Genomic DNA, 20,402 nt, shown 5'->3' with positions numbered 1-20,402 from the left:
CCCTGCCCGTGCGAAAGATTGAGGTTAGCGGGTGTGGACCACTCGTTGCGAGCGCATGAAGGTGCGCGACTGGTGAAGGGGCCAGTAGTCCTGTCCCTCCCCCAGAATTTTCTGGCCATCGACTTCCCATTCCACGAGGGACCAGAAGGTCATCAACCACGAATACCCCTGCCAGTTGAGCATATTGCGTACTCGTCCGGTTGCGGACAGTTTCCGTCCGCGGTCATCGACAGCATCGAGCTGATAGGTCACCGGGCGGCCTGTGATATCACGCTCGGTGACCGATATCGTGCTCGATGTTCCGACCAGATTTCCGTATTCGCCGTCTTTGAGGTAGTAGCCGATGATCACTCGCTCGGACGTCCCGATGACCGGATCATCTGCCGGCGGTATGTCGCTGATGGCGAGAGCGTGGAAAGCGCATTTGCTTCCCACGCCCCAGATCATCTGGCCGCGAGGGTTGTTTACGATATTCCGAATACCCCAGGATCGGTCACGTTGCGCGACACAATCCACGTCAATGACCTCACCATCGATGGCCAAGTGCCCCACCATACGGCCGGGCTGATCGTAGTGGCCCTTACCCCACTCCTCAAGTCCACTCGGCATTCCCGCGTCATGAGGCGGAGTGAGAGCAGTGAAGGTCAGATCCAGTTCAACGTCACTGTTGAACGAGTTCGTTCCCTTGTAGGTGAATTTGTACTCTCTCAAGGGTTCGACGAGTTCCACAGTCAACCCGTTGTCGAGACGAAAATCGAACATCTCGGATCCGGCCTCGAGTCGGTGAGCTTCTCCCCAGTCGTAGAGGAGACAATCGTATGTCTCCGCGCCGTGGAGGTCCCACGCCGCAACGCCGGCAACCGTATACCCGATGTTCGGACGATGATAGAAATATACGAATCCGGCGATATCGCGTTCGGGGACCATGAACGAGAACCAACTGGCTTCGTTCCAGTACGGACTGTCTGCTCGATCATGGAAGTAGTCGTCGCGTTCTACAATTGTCATTTTCCAGCCTCTCGTTGACGCGGATTTTCGGTGTTCGTTCGTACTCGTTCGAGAATCTCCACGACCCCCGTGCGCCCGTTGACTCGAACGCGATCGCCGGTCCGAAGGACCGATGTTCCCGTTCCCGTGTTGACCACGCAAGGAAGGTGCAACTCTCTGGCAACGACTGCCGCGTGGCTGAGGACCCCACCGATATCCACGATCAGACCGGCCGAGACGAACATGATCGATGCCCAGGACGGATCCGTTGTGGTGGCAACCAAAATCTCGCCGGGCTCGACCTCGGTGAACGCAGGGTCTGTCACCACACGTACCCGGCCCTCCACGATTCCCGCGCTGGCGCCGATCCCCGTCAGACATTCGTCACTATTCTCATCGGCCCTCAGTTCATCGCCTTCGCCCTTGGCGGTGCGCGGTGCCGGCTGTCCCCAGAACGCCGCGGGAATCTCTATCGACCGGAACAGCGCCTGCTCCGCCTTGCGCTCGGCGACAAGTGCTCGCACGTTTTCCGGCAAGCTTGGAGCAGTCAGCTCGTCGGCCGTCAAGTACATGATGTCGTCGACAGCGTCGAGAACACCGTCTGCCACGAGAAGTGAACCGATCCGCCGCGCGGAAGCGCGCGCGATATCCAGCGAACGCAGGAAACTCGCCTTTCCAATTCCTCGAAGGGGCATGTGACGCTGAACCAGTTTGAGTATTAGCCGGGCCTTGAATCGACCGAGAACGCCCAGTCGAGACATCAACTCAGCCTTGGCGATCTTTTTTTCCTCAACTCTTCGGAGCGCCACCGTCCGAGGGTCCTTGCCGTCATCTTGTGCGGCGTACATCTGTGCCATACGCCGTATCGGGGTGGGGTCTTCCCTCCAGACGGTCCCAGCGATATCGCCTTCTAGAGTTCCGTGGAATCCGTGTCGGTTCAAGAACTCCTCTTCGCTCAGTCGTCCGCGTCCGAGGTCCCAGAGATCCGCGATGCCCTCGACTTCCGTATGGTCACCACCCGAGCTCAGCACACCGTAGTATTCGTCCATCCCGACGTCGGTGACGAGCTTTTCCAGTGCTGAGAACACAGGAGGTACTGCGATCATGTTTCCTACTGCCTGAACGGCTGTGGATCGCAGGAACTGTTCGACGGCATCAGCGAATTGTGCCCGCGCGCCGTTGATGTCCAGATGTGGTGTGCGCGCCAGTTCGCGCTGCCACCACCTCGCGATCTTCGCATGCTGACCGTCGATAACGGACTTTGCGCCGATGAAAGATTTCGGCATCTTGACCATGACGTGGGGATACCGACGTTTTGTCGGATTGGCGAGCATCCCATCCGGCACCGACCCGAGGAGTTGCTCGGCCAGCATCGCTCCACTGGCGCCCGGGATGCGCTCGCCCAGGTCGTAGAAGGCCGAGACCGAGGCGACCGCACGCCCGTAGGCCACTTGGATGATGCGATCGTGTGGGTTCTTGGGCACGTTGGCTTCGGATTTTTCCAGGACGCCCATTTGGACGAAGCCGTATCGGGCAGCGACTTCCGCGCCGACGCCCCACACGGACCAGGTGAGCGGCGAGAGCACACCGGGGGCGGCCTCACCCAGGTTTGCGGTGGAGTAGTAGTGGTCGGGGTTGAGATCGCCATGTGTGGCGCTGCCTCGTGCCGCCGCCACCAGTGCGGCGTTTCGCTCGCTCCAGACGGTTTCGGGACGGGCCTGGAGCAGGTGGATCTGACCGTCCGAAACCGCCCATTCGATGTCCATCGCCATGCCGAATGCTTGCTCGACGGTCAGTCCGAGACGAGCAAGGTCTAGTGCGATTTCGTCGCTCAGGGCGGGCTGCGCACCCAGGTGGGGGTCCATCGACCGGAGGACGACCGTACCCACACTCTCGTCGTAGATGTATTGAGACTCCTGCCGGCCAATCCGTTTGCACAGAAGGTCGAGGTTCTCCTTGCCGAACTGGAATTGGTCCGACTGGACGTCGCCGACCACGACGCCTTCCCCTAAGCCGTGGGCAGCATCGATGTGCAGGACCGTGTTGTCGCCGGTGACCGGTTCAAGGGTCATCATCACGCCTCCGGCGACCGCCGGCACCATCTTCTGGACGACGACTCCCATCGCCACATCTTCCGCGGGGATGTCGAACTTCGCCCGATAACCGATCGCACTCGAGTTGAACAGGCTAGCCCAGCATTTCAGTACGTGCGACTTGACGTTGTCAGCGCCTTCGATCCACAGGTAGGTGTCGTGCTGCCCCGCGAACGACGCCGCTGCTGTGTCTTCGGCAATTCCACTAGAGCGCACAGCTACGGGTCCCGATCCCATAGCAAAGTAGGCTTTTTCGATGGACTCCGATAAGTCCACCGGCATTTCGACTCGCGTGAAGAGCTCGATTACCTTGCTCGACTTGTCCGTGTCCGTGAGGGCCGGGTCCGCGAGTACCGACTCGATGTCCGAAGCGATACCGGTCGCCGACACACACGCACGGTAGGCGTCGGCCGAGATGGCGAAACCTTCCGGGACCGGAAGGCCAAGTTCCATCAGCCGATAGAGGCCTTTCGCTTTGCCACCCACCACACCGAACGTGTCCGGGGTGCACTTCCTTAGGGGCAGAACCGTCAGTGTCTCAACGACGTCACGACTAGTGGTCGACACCGCTCACTCCTTTTGCTTCAGCTGTCCCGTGCCGCTTTCCACTACATCGATCGCAGCGAATGCGGATCAGGGCAGAACGATCGACCATATGTGGGGTGATGCACGGTCACGTGCATGGCCGCGATAGAAATTATCAGGCGCGGCGTCTCAAAATACTAGTGAGGTGCACCACACGTGTCAAACGTGTGCTCGAATATTCGGGGCTCGTTCTTCCGTGGCCGCGAGTTCGCCTCTGCAAGACGCCGCGTTGGCGTGGTGCACCGACGTCTACGACCCTCACCGCCATCGCGGCCTCACGACAGACACCCGGCAGCGGTGTTCGAGGTGATCGAACATGAGCGCCGGCCACGCCCTGCGGCACCAACATCGTCGCCGCACCGCCCGTGGCCGGCGGCTGGGATTCGATCATCCGAAGCCTCGCGATTCACGACGCCGAGCGGATTTGCACTAGCTACCTAGGTCGGTAACACTGACTACCCTAGCCAGCTTGACTAACTATGAGCGACGGATTGGGGGAATAATAACCCTCGTGACGAGCACCCCTTCCCCCGCTTCCGCACAGCGCGCCAAACGTCCACGCCGCACCAGCAACGAGGTGCGTGCCCGTTTACTGGCTGCTGCCCGCGATCTCTTCCTGGCGCAAGGGTATGACGGCACCTCCACCAAGGAGATCGCGCTTGAGGCCGGAGTGGCGGAGAAGGTGCTCTACGGGAACTTTTCCAGCAAGGCAGGGATCTTCAACGCGGCCTTCACCGAGCCGTTCGCCCAACTCACGGACGAGTATGTTGCCGAATGGCAGAGCGATCTTGCGATGTCGCTAGAAGAGCGTGTCACCCGTTTCGTCTCGAGCCTTTTCGACTTGGCGCATCGCAACCGCATTGTCCTTCGCTCGGTGCTCGCTCACCAGATCGCCGACGGAGACTCGGCGCCGGAGATCATCGTTCACGTCGCCCGTGCGATTGACAGTCTCAGACGGGTCGACTGGGCTCCGATGGTCGACTGGGCTCCGATGGAGGGTGTCGACTTGGACGCCGCGATCCTCGCGACAGGAGGCATGGTCTTCGGCGTCGCTCTGCTCGACGACATGCTCACCCCGCCCGGTCGACGTCGACCGGGTCGGGATCGACTCAAAGTCGAGATGACCAATCTGATCCTGCACGGCGTCCTCCACCGGTCGGGCGCCGACTGATCTTTCGTGCACGTCGCCGACGGGCCAGAGCCTTTCTGCGGAGGCGGGGCCCGCGCCGCGCGCGGATACGGCTGATTCTGCACTTCTCGACGCTGCAGGTCCACTTACTGCTGCGCCCCCTCGAATGGCGTCGCATCATCGAAGAGTAAGTCGGCGCCCACACCGCCGTCGACGAGAGCCCTGCGAAATCGCCCAGCGTTCTCTGGTGCTCGTCGTGACGCCCAGTGGCTTGAGGTCGCGTCCTCTAACCTGAGACGATAGCGCAAAACTGAGAGGCTACGCTCCTCCGCGGCCGAGAATTCCAAAAGCGCTGCCTCGAAGGCGTCCAGAGCTCCGAACATAGGGTAATGGCCGCAACCGTCCAGTGAGACCAACTTGGCGTTCGAAAGGGTTTCGGTGAGCCAGCGGGCGCCCTTGACCGAATGGACCGGATCCTTGTTACCCACGATCTGAAGCACCGGTTGCGGAACATTCGCGAGGTCAGCGACCATATCGGCGGTCAACATCGTCCGGTAGCAGGCCTCAGCGGCCCATGAAGGCATCCGCAACGAAGTCGCGAGCAAGCCTCCCAAGCAAATCCTCCGAGGGGCGCTCTGCGAATGCAGACGCGGGTGTGCGCCGACATGACCCGATTCGGTCACCACGCTCCTCCCTGAGTAGAACCGGAAGCACGGTGTGAGGTCAGGACCCCGCGCTTCTTGCCGCGCAACACAGGCGCGGATGATTCGTCCCAGTCAGCGTCCTTGTCATCGACGTTGTCGTAGTAATCTGCTTTCTCCCAATCGATCCCAGGGTCGGCGAGGAACATCCCGTATGCGACCAGATTCAGGGATTCACGGATCCTGTGCGCATCGGTGGCAACGAGTTCACCGACCGACGAGATTCCCCATGCGCCGAGGTGACGAGCACGTTCGCGGCCGAGCTGGCATGGATGGCGCATTGGCAGGCCGGCGACGGTCTGCGAGTCTCGGTGCTGGCGATGGCGCAGCTGGCGAACATGCTGCGCCGGGCAAGCGAGCACGGCCATCGGTTCGCCCCGTCGATTCGGGCGCTGGACTACGACGCTGCCGCCGCACTGCAGGGCTGGTTCTACGTCCACCGAGGCAAACGTCTGCCGTCCCGCGGCGCCCCGGGCTCGGCTACGCGTGTTGTTCGGGTTCGCCCGGCAGGCGCTGATCGCCGCCTACCACAACGGACCGTGATGGCAGCTCGACGAGTGGCACCCACGCTGCAACCCGACGATCCCGCTGACCACCCGGGAACCGGTCGCCAACTACGACTGCGCGCCTCGACAGATCACCCAGCCATGGCTACGAGCAGCCGTCAAATGGCACCTGGGCACCATGCTCGAATCCGGTGTGCTGCGGTGGACCACGATCAGCCAGGAACGACTGCGGAGTCTGCGCCGCTTCGACACGTGGCTGACCACGTGTTTTCCCGATCCGACGGACGTGCTCGGTGACCCGGCCACGGCCGTCGAGCAGGCAGCGGCCTTCGCCCGGTGGACCGCCGATCCCCGCAACCGCGTCACCCGACAATCCGATACCCGACACCTCGGCAAAACGGTGCCGATTCGCGGCAGCAACGACGACCTGCGGGCCGTTGCCGGACTGTTCGAGTTCGTCGCCGCCAACCCCGCCGACGCCCGCGCAGTCGCCCAGCCAATGGGAGGAACTCACAGCCGCCGACCCAGCGCATTCCACGTGGTACGTGGAGCGGTTCCGGACGATGGCGGCCGAGGGAAAAGACATCGTCGGGGAGGCTCGGCTGGTCGACGTGATGCTCGGCCGTGGGGGCCGGGTTCTCGATGCCGGGTGCGGGCCGGGTCGCCTGGGTGGCTATCTGCACGAGGCTGGGCACGTCGTGGTCGGTGTCGATGTGGATCCGGTGCTGATTGCGGCTGCCGAGGAGGACTATCCCGGCCCGACCTGGCCATGCCTGCACCGACGAGAGCGCCCTGGTCGCCAGGGTCCCTCATAGCAGATGAGATGATCTCGAATCGAGCAAATTGCACTGGCGAGACGGGCCCGGATATGCACGATTCATTGGCGAAAAGGAAGATCGGCTGTCACCGGACAACCGACACGTAAACGTGGAACCTGCACTACATTCGGCTGCTGTAGGGTCCAATCCTCGGTGTCAGTCTTCTGCACATCCGACCTGCAGGTTCTTCACGTCATGTCAGTGCCTGATTCTCACGAACTTGTCGGAATCCTCGGCCCCCGTCGCTATCCCGTAAATCGATTCGGGTGCGGTGAAGAATGGAACACCAGGGGCTCGGACATCGGGCAGGGCGTGTCAACGCCACCGGAGTCTTGTGTCGGTTGCCCTCCGAGGAGCACGGAGTTCGAGGCGCACCGCGGCCCGGATCGCAAGCAACTCAGGTTGAAGCGCAGGATGTTTACGGTCGCGCAAGCGGGGGCTCTCGCCGAGATGATCGGTCGCTAATCCGAACTGCGGTTGCACACTCGTCGTCGGCGGATTTCGTTGCGCGCTCAGAACGCTCAGGTTCCCAACATATTTCGGGGCGCACTCCCCGGCAGGTGGTGCTGGAGCTTTGCTCAGGCGAGGGCGCGCTGATCGTCCCTGCCGTCGAGTTGCTCGGCGTAGCGGACGAGGGCGGCGGTGGTGCGTTCGATGTGCTCGCGCAGCGCCTGGGTGGCGCCGGCTTCGTCGCGGGCGACGGTGAGCTCGGCGATGGTCTTGTGCTCGGCCGCGATGTCGCGGGTGGCGTCGCGGGCGAATTCCTGGGACCAGTGCTGGTAAAGCTCCGCGCAGTCGCGCAGGCCGGTGGCGATGGCCTCGAGCCGTGAGCTGCCGCAGCCGGCGAGCAGGGTGTGGTGGAAGTCGCGGTGGACGATGGTGAAGGCCGGGTCGACGTGCCCTTCGCGGGTCATCATGGGGGTGTGGGCCAGCGCATGGTGCGTGGCGAGAACCGAAGCCTCCCAGGCCAGGTCGCCGTGCTTGATCGACTCCGCGAGTGCCAGGGTCTCAATCAGCACACGGGTCCGCGTCAGGTCCTGCAGGTCGTCGATCGTGAGTGTCGCGACGGCGAATCCGCGCTGAGGTGTCGCCTCGACGAGGCCCTCGCCGGCCAGTCGGATCACGGCCTCCCGGACGACGGAGAGGCTCACGCCGTATTGCTCGGTGAAGTCGTTCATCTTGAGCTTGCTCCCGGGCGCCAGTTCACCGCTGAGGAGGTCGCCGCGGATGCGGTCGTAGACCTCCTGGACGCGCGTGGGCTTGGCGGGAGTGTTGGTCATGCGGTCAGTCTACGGAATCCATCCGAATATCGGTATAGGAAGAAATAATCGATTTTCTGTTGACACATCGATGAGACCTGGAGCACACTGTGATCCAGGCAATACACCTGCCAGGGCCGCAGCGCCGGGCCGTCGCACCCCTCTCGACCACTGATCCGGCGGTCCCGATAAAGGAGACATTCCATGACTGACATCCAGGTTCCCGTTCTCATCGTGGGCGGCGGTGGCGCCGGTCTCACCGCGTCGATGACGCTGTCCAACCTCGGCGTCGACTCGCTGCTGGTGAGCTCGCTGCCGGGCACCTCGACGCTGCCGAAGGCGCACGTGCTCAACCAGCGGGCGATGGAAATCTTCACCGAGGTGGGTGTGGCTCCGGAGATCTACAAGCGCAGCACCCCGGCGGCGAACATGCGGGCGAACGGCTGGTACGCCGGCCTGGCCGGCGCCCACGACGGCTACGGCCGGAAGCTGGGCGAGCTCGAGGCGTGGGGCGGTGGTTACACCGACCCGGACTACGTGGCGGCGAGTCCCTGCCGGACCTGCAACCTGCCGCAGATCCGCCTCGAGCCGGTCCTGAAGGAGCACGCCGAGAAGCTGAACCCGGGTGGGATCCGGTTCAACCATGAGCTCATCGATCTGGTCCAGGACGCCGACGGGGTGACCGCGACCGTGCGGGACAAGGACGCCGACGCGACCTACCAGGTGCGCTCGCAGTACCTGATCGCTGCCGACGGCGGCCGGACGGTCGGCAAGCTCGTGGGGGTGGAGATGAACGGTCCGCGGGACATCATGAAGATGGTCTCGATCCACATGACCGCGGACCTCTCGCGGTGGGCCACCGACGATGACGTGCTGATCCGCTGGCTGGTCAACCCCGACTTCGGCGGCTCGTGGAGCGGGGTGCTCGTCCCGATGGGCCCCGACCACTGGGGCCCGGCATCGGAGGAGTGGGTCTTCCACATGCAGTACGCCACCGACGACCCGGACGCGATGCAGGAGGAGAAGGTCCTCGCTCGGATGCGGGCCTCGCTCGGTCTTCCGCCCGAGCTGGTGCCGACGGTGCACCGAATCAGCCAGTGGGTGATGGAGGGCGTCATCGCGGACAAGTTCCGCCAGGGCCGGGTGTTCTTCGCCGGCGACGCCGCGCACCGCCACCCCCCGACCGGCGGCCTGGGCCTGACCTCGGCGATCCACGACGTCTACAACCTGAGCTGGAAGCTGGCCGCCGTCCTGGCCGGCCGCGCCGGCGACGGCCTGCTGGACACCTACGAGGCCGAGCGTAAACCGGTCGACCAGAACAACATCGACAACGCGATCGCCAACGCGATGAACCACTTCACGATCGACCAGGCCCTGGGCCTCTCAGCCGAGAAGACCCCGGAGGAGAACTGGGCCGAGCTCGCCCCGCTGTGGCACGACCTCCCGGAGTCGGCGGCCAAGCGGCACGCCCTCAACCGGGCGATCGGCTCACAGACCATGGAGTTCCGCCACCACAACGTCGAATTCGGCTACCGCTACGACTCCACCGCCATCGTGCCCGACGGGAGCCCGGAGTACGTGCCGCTCGACCCGGTCCGCCTCTACGAGCCCAGCACCAAGCCGGGCCACCCGATGCCGCACGCGTTCGTCGAGCGCCGCGGCGAGCGGATCCCGCTCGGCACCCTCGTCCACGGCGGCAAGTTCCTGCTCCTCGCCGGTGAGGAGGGCCACGCGTGGGTCGAGGCCGCCGACAAACTCGCCGCCGAGAACGACCTCCCGCTGGTCGCCGGGACCGTCGGCGTCCTCGACTCCGACTTCATCGACGTGCGCTGCGCCTGGTTGAAGAACCGCGGCATCTCCTCCACCGGCGCCGTCCTGGTGCGCCCCGACCGATACGTCGCGTTCCGCGCGAGCGAGGGCGTGGCGGACCCGCGCGCCGCGCTCGAAGACGCCCTGTCCCAGGTGCTCTCGACCGAGCTCCGCTGACCCCGAATCTCACAAGGAGAATCCCCCCATGCGTATCGCCAACCTCGCCGGACGGCTCGTCCTGGTCACCGACACCGGTGCCGTCGACGTCGAAGAGGCCAGCCGGGGCCAGTTCGGGCCCGACCCGACCGCCATCTACCGCCGGTGGCCCGACTTCACCGCCTGGGCCGCATCGACCGAGCTTCCGTCCGGCCGGTCCTACGACGAGACCGAACTCGGCGCACCGGTGCCGGAGCCGGGACAGGTGTTCGCGATCGGCCTGAACTACCGCGCGCACGCCACCGAGAGCGGGTTCGACTTCCCGGTCGAGCCGCCGGTCTTCACCAAGTTCCGCACCTCGATCACCGGTCCAGTCGGTGATCTCGCCCTACCGGGGAAGACCGTCGACTGGGAGGCCGAGTTGGTCGTCGTCATCGGCCGCGAGGCCCGCCATGTCGCCGCGGCCGACGCGTGGGACTACGTCGCCGGCCTGACCGTCGGGCAGGACTACTCCGAGCGCACGCGGCAACTCGTCGCGCCCGCACCGCAGTTCAGCCTCGGCAAGTCGTTCCCCGGCTTCGCGCCGATCGGCCCGGTCGTCGTCACCCTCGACGAGCTGCCGGACCCCGCAGACCTCGAGATCGGCTGCAGCATCAACGGCGAGCAGGTCCAGAAGGCCCGCACCAGCGACCTGATCTTTTCGGTCCCGGTTCTCATCGAGCGGCTCTCGGCGGTCCTGCCGCTGCAGCCGGGTGACCTGATCTTCACCGGCACACCCAGCGGCGTGGGCGGCGGACGGAACCCGAAGCGGTTCCTCGTCCCCGGCGAGGAGGTCGTCACCTGGATCGAGGGCATCGGCACACTCCGTCAACGATGTGTGCCCGGCCCCCCGTACACCACCGCATCCGCCTCGTAAGAGCTGACAGGGAAGGACACCCGCCATGGCTCTGCACCGCCTCACCTCGATCACCGTCGGCGTCCCCAACGTCGAGGAGACCGCCGCCTACTACACCGACTTCGGTCTCACACCGCTCGGTAAAACGCGTTCGCCACCACCGACGGCGGCGAACAGTTCAAACTCACCCACGCACCCCGCAGGCGCCTCGTCGAGATCGGCATCGGCGCGGAGACTCCCGATGACCTCGACCGCATCGCCGGTAAGCTCCGCACCTTGGACCTGCCGGTCGAGCGGACCGCCGACACGCTGGTCACCGAGGAGCCGATCGCCGGCTTCCGCGCCGTGATCTCGGTGGCGCCGCGCATCGAGCAGCAGCGCACCGCACCCACCCCGTACAACGGGCCCGGCCGGATCGACCGCCCCAACGTGCGGGCGCCGGGCATCGTCCGCGAGGACCCGGTGACCCCGCGCAAGCTCGGTCACGTGGTCATCGGGTCGACCGACCAGGCCGCGACCCAGCGGTTCTTCACCGAGGGCATCGGATTCAAGGTCAGCGACGTCGTCCCGTCCATCGCCGCGTTCATGCGCTGCTCGACCGACCACCACAACGTGCTGGTCCAGCAGGCCCCGGTGAACTTCCTGCACCACACCTCCTGGCAGGTCGAGGACATCGACGAAATCGGCCGCGGCGCAATGGCGATGCTCGAGGACAACCCCGAGCGGCACGTCTGGGGCCTGGGTCGCCACCACGTCGGATCCAACTTCTTCTGGTACCTGAAAGACCCGGCCGGCAACTTCTCCGAGTACTACTCCGACATCGACTGCATCGTCGACGACGCGCTCTGGACGCCCGGCACCTGGGAAGGTGTGAAAGGCCTGTTCAACTGGGGACCGCCCCCACCCCCGTCCTTCCTCATGCCCGAGGACGTCGCCGCGATGATGACCGGGGCCCACAATGCCGGCTGACGACCCCGCCCCCGTGCCGGCGTGGACCCCGACACCCGGCGCCGCCGCCCGAACACAGATCAACGCGTTCGGGCGGTGGCTGGCCGCCGAGGGACGCGGTGAATTCGGCGGCTACGAGGAACTCTGGCGCTGGTCGACCACCGAACTCGACGAGTTCTGGCAGGCGATCGCCGACTTCTACGACGTGCGCTTCCGCCGGCCGGCAATACGAGTGCTGGCCGACGACGCGATGCCGGGGGCGCAGTGGTTCCCCGGCGCCACACTCAACTACACCGACCAGGCGCTGCGCCACACCGGCGAGAAGACCGCGATCGTCGCCGTCTCCGAAGGCGGGCACCGCCGCGAGGTGACCCGCGACGAGCTCCGCAACCAGGTCGCCTCCCTCGCACACTGGCTCCGCACCCAGAACATCGGCCCGGGCGACCGTGTGGTCGGCTACCTCCCGAACATCACCGCCACCGTCATCGCGTTCTCGCCACCGCCGCCGTCGGCGCCACCTGGTCTGCCTGCTCCCAGGAGTACTCACCCGACGGCGCCGCCGACCGCCTCGGCCAACTCGAACCCACCGTGCTGTTCCTCGCCGACGGCTACCGCTACGCCGGCAAGGAACACGACCGCTCCACCCATAACACCGAACTCCGGCGCCTGCTGCCCACGGTGCGCACCACCGTGTGGGTGCCGCACCTCGGCGAGGCCCAGCCACCCGGCACCGAACACTTCGACACCCTCACCCAGGGCCACCACCCGCTCGCGACGACCCCGGTGCCGTTCGACCAGCCGCTGTGGGTGCTGTACTCGAGCGGCACCACCGGCCGACCCAAGGGCATCGTGCACGGCCACGGCGGCGTCACCCTCGAGCACCTCAAGTTCCTCGGCCTCCACCTCGACCTCGACGACTCCTCCCGCTTCGCCTGGTACACCAGCACCAGCTGGATGATGTGGAACATCCAGGTCTCCGGCCTGCTCCACGGCGCCACCATCGTGCTCTACGACGGCAGCCCCGGCTGGCCCCACCCCGGCGCCCTGTGGCAACTGGCCGCCCACGAGCAGCTGACCTTCCTGGGCACCAGCGCCGCCTACCTGACCGCCGCCCACAAGGACGGCACCCACCTCGGCGCGGCCTACGACCTCGCGCTGACCGGCCTCGGCAGCACCGGCTCACCACTGCCCGCCAGCACCTCCCAGTGGATCCACGACACCCTGCCCACCACCTGGCTCGCCGCCGCCAGCGGCGGCACCGACATCGTCTCCGGGTTCGCCGGCGGCGTACCCACCCTCCCGTCGTACCCCGGCGAGATGCAGGCCCGGTTACTCGGCGTGGCCCTCGAATCCTGGGACGGGCACGGACAACCCGTGACCGACGAGGTCGGCGAACTCGTCGTCACCCGCCCGATGCCGTCCATGCCACTGCACTTCTGGAACGACCCCGACGGAGCCCGCTACCGCGACGCCTACTTCTCCACCTACCCCAACGTGTGGCGCCACGGCGACTGGGTCACCGTCAACACCCGCGGCGGCGTCATCGTCCACGGCCGCTCCGACGCCACCATGAACCGGTACGGCGTCCGCATGGGCAGCGCCGAAATCTACGAAGTCGTCGACCAACTCGACGAAATCGCCGACACAGTCATCGTCGGCGTCGAGGAACCCGACGGCGGCTACTGGATGCCACTCTTCGTGGTCCTCGCCGACGGACACAACCTCGACCCCGACCTCATCGCCCGAATCCGCGGCAAGATCCGGTCCCAAGTCTCCCCCCGCCACGTCCCCGACGACGTCATCGCCCTCCCCACCCTGCCCCACACCATGACCGGCAAACGCCTCGAAGTCCCCATCAAGCGAGTCCTCCAGGGCGCCACACCATCGAGCGTCGCCAACCCCGCCGCCCTCGACGACGCCAACGCGCTCACACAGTTCGTCCAGATCGCAACCCACCGGAAGACGGCCCTGCACAACCACATTCCACGCACCTCCTGACCAGCAGCCCGGGCCCCGCCAACCATCCGGTCCCGGACAGCCGGCCGACGCTGCACGAGACCATCGCGCGAGGACCCACCCGGACGGTCCCGATCGGGCGCCCGAGGTTACTCGATCACGGTGCCGTGAGCGGGCGGTAGCCGTCGGTACTGCACTCGGCGCTGCGAGAGTACTACCCAGCCGCTCTGGAGGTGTTCGACGACCTGCACGACCGCGACACCCCGGCCGTGCTTGGGCGCGCCCCGACACCCGCCGAGGCCGCGCACCTGACCCTGCCGGCGCTGTCACCGGCGGCGGCCCGGAGTTCCCGGAGCTGACCGAAGCGGTGGCACCGCGAATCAGATGTTTGATCGCATGTCCGAATTAGGCTGTGCCACAATGCCTCAAAGGCCGATATCCGAGATAATGTCAACTTACGTGTCCGTTGACAGGAGAGTTGGCATTTTTGACAAGGAGTGCGACACACTACGGTTTGGCGCTTTATTGTCAGGCATTGTGGCACAGGTTCGTCTCGTGAAACTGGGTGGCGGCTTCGTCGTCTGTGCACGTCAACGCCACTCGGTGCTCGTAGCGGACCCGCCGAATCGCTACGGAAATGCCAACTACGCTGTCCGTCAACGTCTCGATTCTCGTCAACATAGTTGGCATTCCCGCAGGTCGCGTATGCCAACTCGATTGAGAGCGGACATCCGTCCGCTGCCGTGCCCATCACTATGCCGAAGCAATGGTAGAACGACCCGGCAATTCCCACCCCAGTCCTGCCTGGTGTAGTGACATAGTTCGCCTACTGAAGGCCTTCTATCGCTCGAGAAGTGTCGAGATCGCCTGGCACTGTCTCCTACTCGGTGGAATCCGGATCGCGAGTGATGCCTCGCATAATCGACCACGAACCGTCACCGGTCACCGGTCACCGGCGCCAACCATCCGCTACGAACACATCGCCGAATTCCTCCGCCTGGCCACCACCCTCTTCAGCTCCAGGAAACTCGCCACATAAGACGGGACTATCAGATATTCGGTGGATCTGGATCTGGCACATCGTTTAATTCTCACTCGGGGTGAGCCGGCCCTCGAACGTGATCGCGAATGCGTTCAGTGCTGGCTTCCACCTCATTGCCCATCGTGCTCTGCCCTTCCCGGTCGGGTCCAGGGCCCGGGTCGCGAGATACAGACACTTGAGAGCCGATTGGTCCGTTGTTCTGTGGAATCAAGATTGTCAAATTCGTGCTGGTCGGCCGTGGTTGACAGCGACGATCGGCAACGGGGTGGCGGTCAGTCGGCGTGGTGTTGTTCCGGCCGGGGTCGGGACGTCGGCGAGGCGTTGCAGTAGCTGCTCGAGGGCGGCTTGACCGTCTTCGACGGCTGCTTGTTCATCGTCGGTGAGCGGGATGCTGACGAGCATGCGCTGAAGGTTCGATTTCGCCTGCAAGAGTTCGCTTTTGCTGGACTCTTTGGGTATGTAGAAGTCACAGCGGGCGCAGGCCATGCGGTGCGGGCATTGCTCGAAGAAGGTGTAGCTGCAGAACCCGTGGCCGAGGTCGTAGTGCTGCCAAGGCTCACCAGCGGCGGCAGCGCCGGAGGTCGCCGCGTCGCGGTCAACGAGGACTTCGATGGTGCGGACGTTGCGGGCGAAGTAGCCGGCGTCGTTGTATGCCTTGGCCAGGGTATTCGGGGTAATTCGGGCGTAGTGCTGGGTCGATTCCGGGCTGCGGTGTCCGAGCCAAGCCTGCAGCTCGAACAGCGTCATCGGTTCCTTGGCGTTGTAGAGCTGTGTCGCGATGGTGGAGCGAGCGCGGTGGCTGGTGATCGGCCCGCGAACGTCGGCGGCAGGAATGTCGGCCTTGCGGCAGAGCGCAGGGATGATCGTGTCGTTGATGTAGTTCTTGCTGATCCGCCCGGCCCGGACTGCGAACAGGAAGTGCACCTTCTCACCGGTTTTCCGGTCCAGCATCGGTGGTTGCGCGGGGCGCAGGGCCTGCCATGCTTCGATCGCCCGGCCCAACAACGGGTCGACGGGCTTGGTGAACGCGGTGCCGGTCTTGTGGGTAGGGATATCGAGCAGACAGACCGATGAGTCGGTCTGCTGTGGGTCGTCGCCGACGGCGGGCTGATCGTGTTGCCAGCGGATGCAGCCGACCCGAAGCCGGGCGATTTCGTCGCTGCGCTGGCCGGCGAACAGCCAGGTCAGCGTGACGGCGCGGACCATGTCGACCGGGTGGGCCCCGGGTCCTGCGGGCAGGTCGCCGGGATCGAGGTTGAGGCCGGCCCAGAGAAGTTTGGCCCAGAGGTCATCGGCGATCACTCGCGGGTCGGGTCCTTGCAGTGCCCGGATGCTGCGCGGGGTTTCCAATGCTCGCGCGGGGTCGAATCGACGCGGGATCCAGTCCCAGTCCTGGATATCGCGGAAGAAGGTGCGGACGATGCGGATGTAGGTGCGTTTCGTTTTCGCCGACAATGGTTTTCCGAGCTGTTCGATGCGGCTCTCACGCCAGCTCTCCGATTGGATGTGGTCGCCGACACGCATGCGGTCGACGGCGGCGATCCAGGCCGAGCAGGTCTGCCGTGTCCAGTCAGCGGGCCCGGTGATATCGGGATGGTCGGCGGCGAGCCAACGGCCGATCTTGGCCAGCACGACGCGATGGGTGTCGCGGGTACTTGGTTGGACCGTCGCGGTGGCGTGCCAGCGTTCGACCGCCTGCGCCCAGCCCGGAGCGGTGCCGGTGATGGGGCCGGGCCCGTCCCCGTATCGCGGTGCCGGTGGAGGGCCGGTGTGGCCGAGCGTGGCCAGAGCCCGGTGAACGCCGTGCAGGTGGCGGCCGTGGAAGTGCCGTTCGATCGCCGCGTCCGCCCGCAGGCGGTCCAGCGCCGGCGAGGTGAGCTCGGCTAGCATCGGACTGCGGTTGAGCAGCAGCAAGGTGCAGATCATCGACTCCAGATTCGCGGCACGATATCCCCATCCGTTCAGCACCGCGCGAACCGGCTCGACCGCCTGATCGACGCTGACGGAACCGAATATCCGCTGCGCCAACGTCTGCCGCGCGAACGGGCCGACCAGATCGAATGCGGTGAACCCGGTGAGCAGATAGGCATGAACGAGCAGATAGGGACGTGCCTGCATGCCGACCTGCCCCCGGAAACGCTCCCGCAGCTGCTGTGGGCGCAGCAGCTCGGCCCACTCCTGCGTCGACCAGGACCAGAAGTCGCGGCCCAGCTCACCGCAGCGGTGCAGGATGATCGCGGTCGCGTAGCGGGCGAACCGTCGCTGGAACACGGTGTCGGGATGCCAGTGCAGAGCCGCGATCGCCTCGTCCAGTGGTGCGGTCAACCGCGCAATCGCCTGCCACTGCGGGTGTTCGCGCTCCCGGTCGAGCCGTAGCAGGTCGAAACCGAGGGTCTGCAGCGCATCGGACTCGTTCTTCGAGAGCCGTCCGTGGCGCTGGAAACGATCCAGCCGTAGCGGCCACTCCCAAACGGATGGTGCTGCCTGCGGATTCACCATCATTGTCATCGGCGACTGGTCTCCTGCTCGTCGAGGCGAGCCAGCATCTCCACCCGCCAGGAGTGGATGTGGTTCATGCCGCGAGCGAGCTTGTCGGCCAGCTCCCGCCCGGACAGGTGGATATAGGTGAGTGTGGTTTCGGTGCTGCGATGTCCGGCGAAGGTGGCGATCGCGTGTAGTTCCCAACCCGTCCGTGCCAGGTCCGTCAAGCACAGATGCCGGGTCGTGTGGGTGGAGAACTGCGGCACTCCCGCATCGACCGCGATGCGTCGCACCACTTTCGACCATGTCCACAAACTCAGCGGATCGGCATGGTTGCGGCGTGACTCGGACAGAAACAGCGGTCCTCGAGCCTGGCTTATGGTCGCTCGATGCGTCAAATACTTTTGCAGCAACACCCCGGTTGGCGCCGAATACGGCACTATTCGCTCGAGCCGGTTCTTCGTCGTCTCCGCCCGCACTCGTAACATCCGACGAGCTGGATCCAGGTCGTCGGTGCGCAGGGAGCACAACTCCTCGCGGCGCAGCGCGGCGTCGTAGGCCAGTGCGAGCATCAGCCGGTTGCGCGGCGGCTCGGCCGCCGCGACGGCGAGGATGTCGAGCCACTGCTGCTCGGTTGGGATCCACGGAAGTTTCACGAGCCGTGGCACCAGGCCACGCTGCTGCCCACCCCACTTCCGCCCTGGCGTATATCGGCCTCGGCCAACAGGATTAGATTCCCGAACACCTTCTTCCACCAAGAAGTCGAAGAATAACCGCACCGGCACCAGCCGCTGCTGGATGGTGGCATTTGCCAATCCGCACCCGGAATCGATCGACACCACGTTCGTGCCGCGCCGGCTGGCCCGCCCGGTCAGCTCGCGAACGAACACCGCGACATCAGCCCGGTTCGCGGCGACCGGGTCGATGCCATGGTCCTCACAGACCTGCAGGAACTCCGCCAGCCCGCGCGCATACGCGTCGATCGTCCGCGGTGCTCGACCCAGATCGACCCACACTCGCAACCAGCCTGCCGCGCGTTCGTGCCTGCCGAGCACCGGCCACTTCTCCTCCAGCATCACCGTTCCCAAGCCTGCCTCCCAGTTCCGTGGTTTCCTTGGCCGAGATCGTTCCAGCCTCGTTCTGATTCCACGTAACTAATAGGAAGTGCCCGCGTGCCCGGATTGCCCGCCGGTACCGGGCATTGAGGCTCTCGATGGCATTCGTCGAGCAGATGACTCGCCTGATCTCGACGTCGTAGTCGAGGAAGGGAATGAATTCCGTCCAGGCGTTCTGCCAGAGCCGGATGATCGCTGGATACCGCGAGCCCCACTTGCCGGTGAACTCGTCGAACTGCTCCCGCGCGGCAGCCTCGTTTGCAGCGGTATAGATCGGTCGTAGATCTCGTGACATCTCGTCCCAGTATCTGCGGGAGGCGTACCGAAACGTGTTGCGGAGCAGATGAATGACACATGTCTGGACAATCGTTCGATCCCACACCGCGGTGATCGCGTCCGGGAGGCCCTTCAGCCCGTCACACACCACAATGCACACATCGGCGACACCTCGATGCTTGAGCTCGGTGAGGACGGCGAGCCAGAACTTCGCGAAAGCGCACATGTTCGCGCGAACGTGTGCGAGGTGGCGCCTGAACTGTCACGGGTTCGCCAGGCGGGCGGTGTCGACGTGGTCGAAGAGGTAGGCGATGACGGCCTCGTTGGTCATGCCGTAAGCGGCGGCGACGAGTTTGGCGTCGACCGTGCCGACGAGGTCGACCAGCCGGGTGGAGCGCAGGATTCTGGGTTGGATATCGACCGCGCGCAGGGTGTGCTTGACGTAGCTGTCGGAGGCGGCCGTGCGGGTGGCCTTGGTCTGCATGGTGATCAGCACATGGGGGTTACTGCTGCTCAGGTTCCGCCGGTGCTGCAGGCAGCGGTGCAGCGCGGTCCAGGTCCACGGGTCCAACGGAGTGGGCTGCGGTCGACGCCCCAGCCTGATGCGGCGCTGGTCATGGTCGATGTCGTCGTCGGTGAGGTGCTGCAGGTCCTGGGTGGTCGCGCCGTGCAGGAGGGCGGCCAGCCCGACGAACGCCTCGTGCGGGTGCACGTCGGGGTCGGTGCTCCATCGCCGGAACAATTCGCGCTGGCGGTCGACGGGAAGCGTCGGTCCGCGGAATGCCATGGTCTGCGGCGCTTGCACCCCTGCGGTGGGGTCGATGAGCAGCAACCGTCGGCGCAGCGCGTAGCGGCAGAACTGCCGCACTCCGGTCAGATAGAAGGAGCGCCGGCGGGGATGCGCGTGCAGGAACGCTTCGACGTCGCCGACATCGACGACGGCCCAGTCGGTTTTGCCGCGGCGGGTGGTCAGAAACTCGGTGAAGTCGCGCAGGGCGGTCAAGCGCGCTTCGAGCGTGGCGTGCCCGCGGGGCTGGGTGCCGGTGCGGCGGGCGCGGTCGCGGCCGGCGACCAGGTGCTCGGCGAATCCGGCCACGGCTGGTTGCAGGGGTGCGGGGACCGCGTCGATGCGGGACTGTCGGCGGACGGCGGCGCGGCGTTCGTCCCGGTCCGGCGGCAGAGCCAGCTTGCTCGTGGTGAGGAAGTCCTCGAGGGCCCGCGCGAGGGGCACATCGGTGGCGACAGCGTCCAGTAGTACCTGCGGATGCACCGGGGCATCGTTGGTCAGGTGCTTGCCGAGTCGGGTGAGCATGGCGCACGCGCGGCTGGGGTGATGGCGGCCGATCAGGTAGGCGGCGAAGGCACACAGCCAGCCTGGCGGAGTATTCAGTGTTTCAGCAAGATTGGCCGCGCGGACGGCAATCCTGTGTGGCGAGCGTTCCCAACAGTATCGGCACCGCCCGGCACCGTAGAGCCGGGTGACCCGGCCGCAGTCGACGCAGGCCGCATCCGGATTTGGTGGCCGGCCCGGATGTGAACACGGGCCGCACCAGCCGGTGTCGGATCGCAAGATCCTGCGTTTGCTGCAGCGTGGGCAGTCGGCTCGATCGGCGTCTCGCCGTTGACGTCGGAGACATTCCTTGCAC

At 65.3% G+C, this 20,402-nt stretch carries 13 protein-coding genes and 5 pseudogenes; 7 read left to right on the top strand and 11 right to left on the bottom strand.

Features of this window, described 5'->3' with window-relative positions; translation table 11 throughout:
* Positions 1–24: 24 nt before the first annotated feature.
* Positions 25–927: a hypothetical protein gene (locus HYG77_RS35140; RefSeq protein ID WP_208964149.1), complete on the bottom strand. Its 903-nt coding sequence runs from the start codon at positions 925–927 to the stop codon at positions 25–27.
* A 77-nt stretch (positions 928–1,004) separates the two neighbouring features.
* Positions 1,005–3,647 carry a PEP/pyruvate-binding domain-containing protein gene (locus HYG77_RS35135; protein WP_244461511.1) on the bottom strand — a complete coding sequence of 881 codons (2,643 nt, stop codon included), beginning with the start codon at positions 3,645–3,647 and terminating at the stop codon, positions 1,005–1,007.
* A gap of 529 nt (positions 3,648–4,176) precedes the next feature.
* Here HYG77_RS35135 and HYG77_RS35130 point away from each other — a divergent pair.
* Positions 4,177–4,836: a TetR/AcrR family transcriptional regulator gene (locus HYG77_RS35130; protein ID WP_208964148.1), complete on the top strand. Its 660-nt coding sequence runs from the start codon at positions 4,177–4,179 to the stop codon at positions 4,834–4,836.
* A 104-nt stretch (positions 4,837–4,940) separates the two neighbouring features.
* Here HYG77_RS35130 and HYG77_RS35125 read toward each other — a convergent pair whose 3' ends face one another.
* The 3 genes from HYG77_RS35125 to HYG77_RS41070 form a co-directional block, all read right to left on the bottom strand.
* The gene (locus HYG77_RS35125; protein ID WP_208964147.1) at positions 4,941–5,342 is read right to left on the bottom strand and encodes an alpha/beta hydrolase; all 402 of its coding nucleotides are present in this window, start codon (positions 5,340–5,342) and stop codon (positions 4,941–4,943) included.
* A gap of 131 nt (positions 5,343–5,473) precedes the next feature.
* Positions 5,474–5,863 carry a hypothetical protein gene (locus HYG77_RS35120; protein ID WP_208964146.1) on the bottom strand — a complete coding sequence of 130 codons (390 nt, stop codon included), beginning with the start codon at positions 5,861–5,863 and terminating at the stop codon, positions 5,474–5,476.
* Positions 5,864–6,146: 283 nt separating this feature from the next.
* The gene (locus HYG77_RS41070) at positions 6,147–6,515 is read right to left on the bottom strand and encodes a hypothetical protein (protein ID WP_208964305.1); all 369 of its coding nucleotides are present in this window, start codon (positions 6,513–6,515) and stop codon (positions 6,147–6,149) included.
* On the opposite strand from HYG77_RS41070, the pseudogene HYG77_RS35110 reads away from it, so the two are divergent.
* A pseudogene (locus HYG77_RS35110) lies at positions 6,439–6,768 on the top strand (methyltransferase domain-containing protein); the annotation flags it as partial. The gene HYG77_RS41070 and the pseudogene HYG77_RS35110 sit on opposite strands and share 77 nt — an antisense overlap.
* Before the next feature lie 629 nt (positions 6,769–7,397).
* On the opposite strand, the gene HYG77_RS35105 reads toward HYG77_RS35110, so the two are convergent.
* Positions 7,398–8,099: a GntR family transcriptional regulator gene (locus HYG77_RS35105; RefSeq protein WP_208963766.1), complete on the bottom strand. Its 702-nt coding sequence runs from the start codon at positions 8,097–8,099 to the stop codon at positions 7,398–7,400.
* A gap of 183 nt (positions 8,100–8,282) precedes the next feature.
* On the opposite strand from HYG77_RS35105, the gene HYG77_RS35100 reads away from it, so the two are divergent.
* The 5 genes and pseudogenes from HYG77_RS35100 to HYG77_RS35075 form a co-directional block, all read left to right on the top strand.
* Positions 8,283–10,064 (top strand): FAD-dependent monooxygenase, encoded by a 1,782-nt coding sequence (locus HYG77_RS35100; protein ID WP_208963767.1) that lies wholly within the window; start codon positions 8,283–8,285, stop codon positions 10,062–10,064.
* 28 nt (positions 10,065–10,092) lie between these two features.
* Positions 10,093–10,959 (top strand): fumarylacetoacetate hydrolase family protein, encoded by an 867-nt coding sequence (locus HYG77_RS35095; protein ID WP_208963768.1) that lies wholly within the window; start codon positions 10,093–10,095, stop codon positions 10,957–10,959.
* A gap of 25 nt (positions 10,960–10,984) precedes the next feature.
* Positions 10,985–11,907, top strand: a pseudogene (locus HYG77_RS35090) (VOC family protein).
* Between the two features lie 243 nt (positions 11,908–12,150).
* Complete coding sequence (locus HYG77_RS35080) at positions 12,151–13,884, top strand: acetoacetate--CoA ligase (RefSeq protein WP_208964145.1); 1,734 nt, start codon at positions 12,151–12,153, stop codon at positions 13,882–13,884.
* Positions 13,885–14,027: 143 nt separating this feature from the next.
* Positions 14,028–14,159: pseudogene (locus HYG77_RS35075) on the top strand (IS110 family transposase); the annotation flags it as partial.
* A 767-nt stretch (positions 14,160–14,926) separates the two neighbouring features.
* On the opposite strand, the pseudogene HYG77_RS35070 reads toward HYG77_RS35075, so the two are convergent.
* The 5 genes and pseudogenes from HYG77_RS35070 to HYG77_RS35050 all read right to left on the bottom strand — a co-directional run.
* Positions 14,927–15,079 (bottom strand): annotated as a pseudogene (locus tag HYG77_RS35070) (IS256 family transposase); the annotation flags it as partial.
* Positions 15,080–15,100: 21 nt separating this feature from the next.
* Positions 15,101–17,392, bottom strand: a complete 2,292-nt coding sequence (locus HYG77_RS35065) for a tyrosine-type recombinase/integrase (protein ID WP_208964144.1) — start codon at positions 17,390–17,392, stop codon at positions 15,101–15,103.
* Positions 17,389–18,441, bottom strand: coding sequence for a tyrosine-type recombinase/integrase (locus HYG77_RS35060; protein WP_208964143.1), 1,053 nt, complete (start codon positions 18,439–18,441; stop codon positions 17,389–17,391). The genes HYG77_RS35065 and HYG77_RS35060 overlap by 4 nt, the downstream gene beginning before the upstream one ends.
* 85 nt (positions 18,442–18,526) lie before the next feature.
* Positions 18,527–18,970, bottom strand: a pseudogene (locus tag HYG77_RS35055) (transposase); the annotation flags it as partial.
* Positions 18,971–19,018: 48 nt separating this feature from the next.
* Positions 19,019–20,068, bottom strand: a complete 1,050-nt coding sequence (locus tag HYG77_RS35050; RefSeq protein ID WP_244461510.1) for an integrase — start codon at positions 20,066–20,068, stop codon at positions 19,019–19,021.
* Positions 20,069–20,402 lie beyond the last annotated feature (334 nt).

The organism is Rhodococcus sp. ZPP, assembly GCF_017656075.1.
GTDB lineage: Bacteria > Actinomycetota > Actinomycetes > Mycobacteriales > Mycobacteriaceae > Rhodococcus_F > Rhodococcus_F oxybenzonivorans.
The sequence above is the reverse complement of the archived record's forward strand: the minus strand, read 5'-3'. Positions and strand labels throughout refer to the sequence as shown.

What these genes read in the sequence shown, in the direction of transcription:
- HYG77_RS35140 (WP_208964149.1), bottom strand. Translation starts at nt 927, where the DNA reads ATGGTCCCCGAACGCGATATCGCCGGATTCGTATATTTCTATCATCGT.
- HYG77_RS35125 (WP_208964147.1), bottom strand. Translation starts at nt 5,342, where the DNA reads ATGTTGACCGCCGATATGGTCGCTGACCTCGCGAATGTTCCGCAACCG.
- HYG77_RS35120 (WP_208964146.1), bottom strand. Translation starts at nt 5,863, where the DNA reads ATGGCCGTGCTCGCTTGCCCGGCGCAGCATGTTCGCCAGCTGCGCCAT.
- HYG77_RS35105 (WP_208963766.1), bottom strand. Translation starts at nt 8,099, where the DNA reads ATGACCAACACTCCCGCCAAGCCCACGCGCGTCCAGGAGGTCTACGAC.
- HYG77_RS35100 (WP_208963767.1), top strand. Translation starts at nt 8,283, where the DNA reads ATGACTGACATCCAGGTTCCCGTTCTCATCGTGGGCGGCGGTGGCGCC.
- HYG77_RS35095 (WP_208963768.1), top strand. Translation starts at nt 10,093, where the DNA reads ATGCGTATCGCCAACCTCGCCGGACGGCTCGTCCTGGTCACCGACACC.
- HYG77_RS35065 (WP_208964144.1), bottom strand. Translation starts at nt 17,392, where the DNA reads ATGACAATGATGGTGAATCCGCAGGCAGCACCATCCGTTTGGGAGTGG.
- HYG77_RS35060 (WP_208964143.1), bottom strand. Translation starts at nt 18,441, where the DNA reads ATGCTGGAGGAGAAGTGGCCGGTGCTCGGCAGGCACGAACGCGCGGCA.
- HYG77_RS35050 (WP_244461510.1), bottom strand. Translation starts at nt 20,068, where the DNA reads ATGCTCACCCGACTCGGCAAGCACCTGACCAACGATGCCCCGGTGCAT.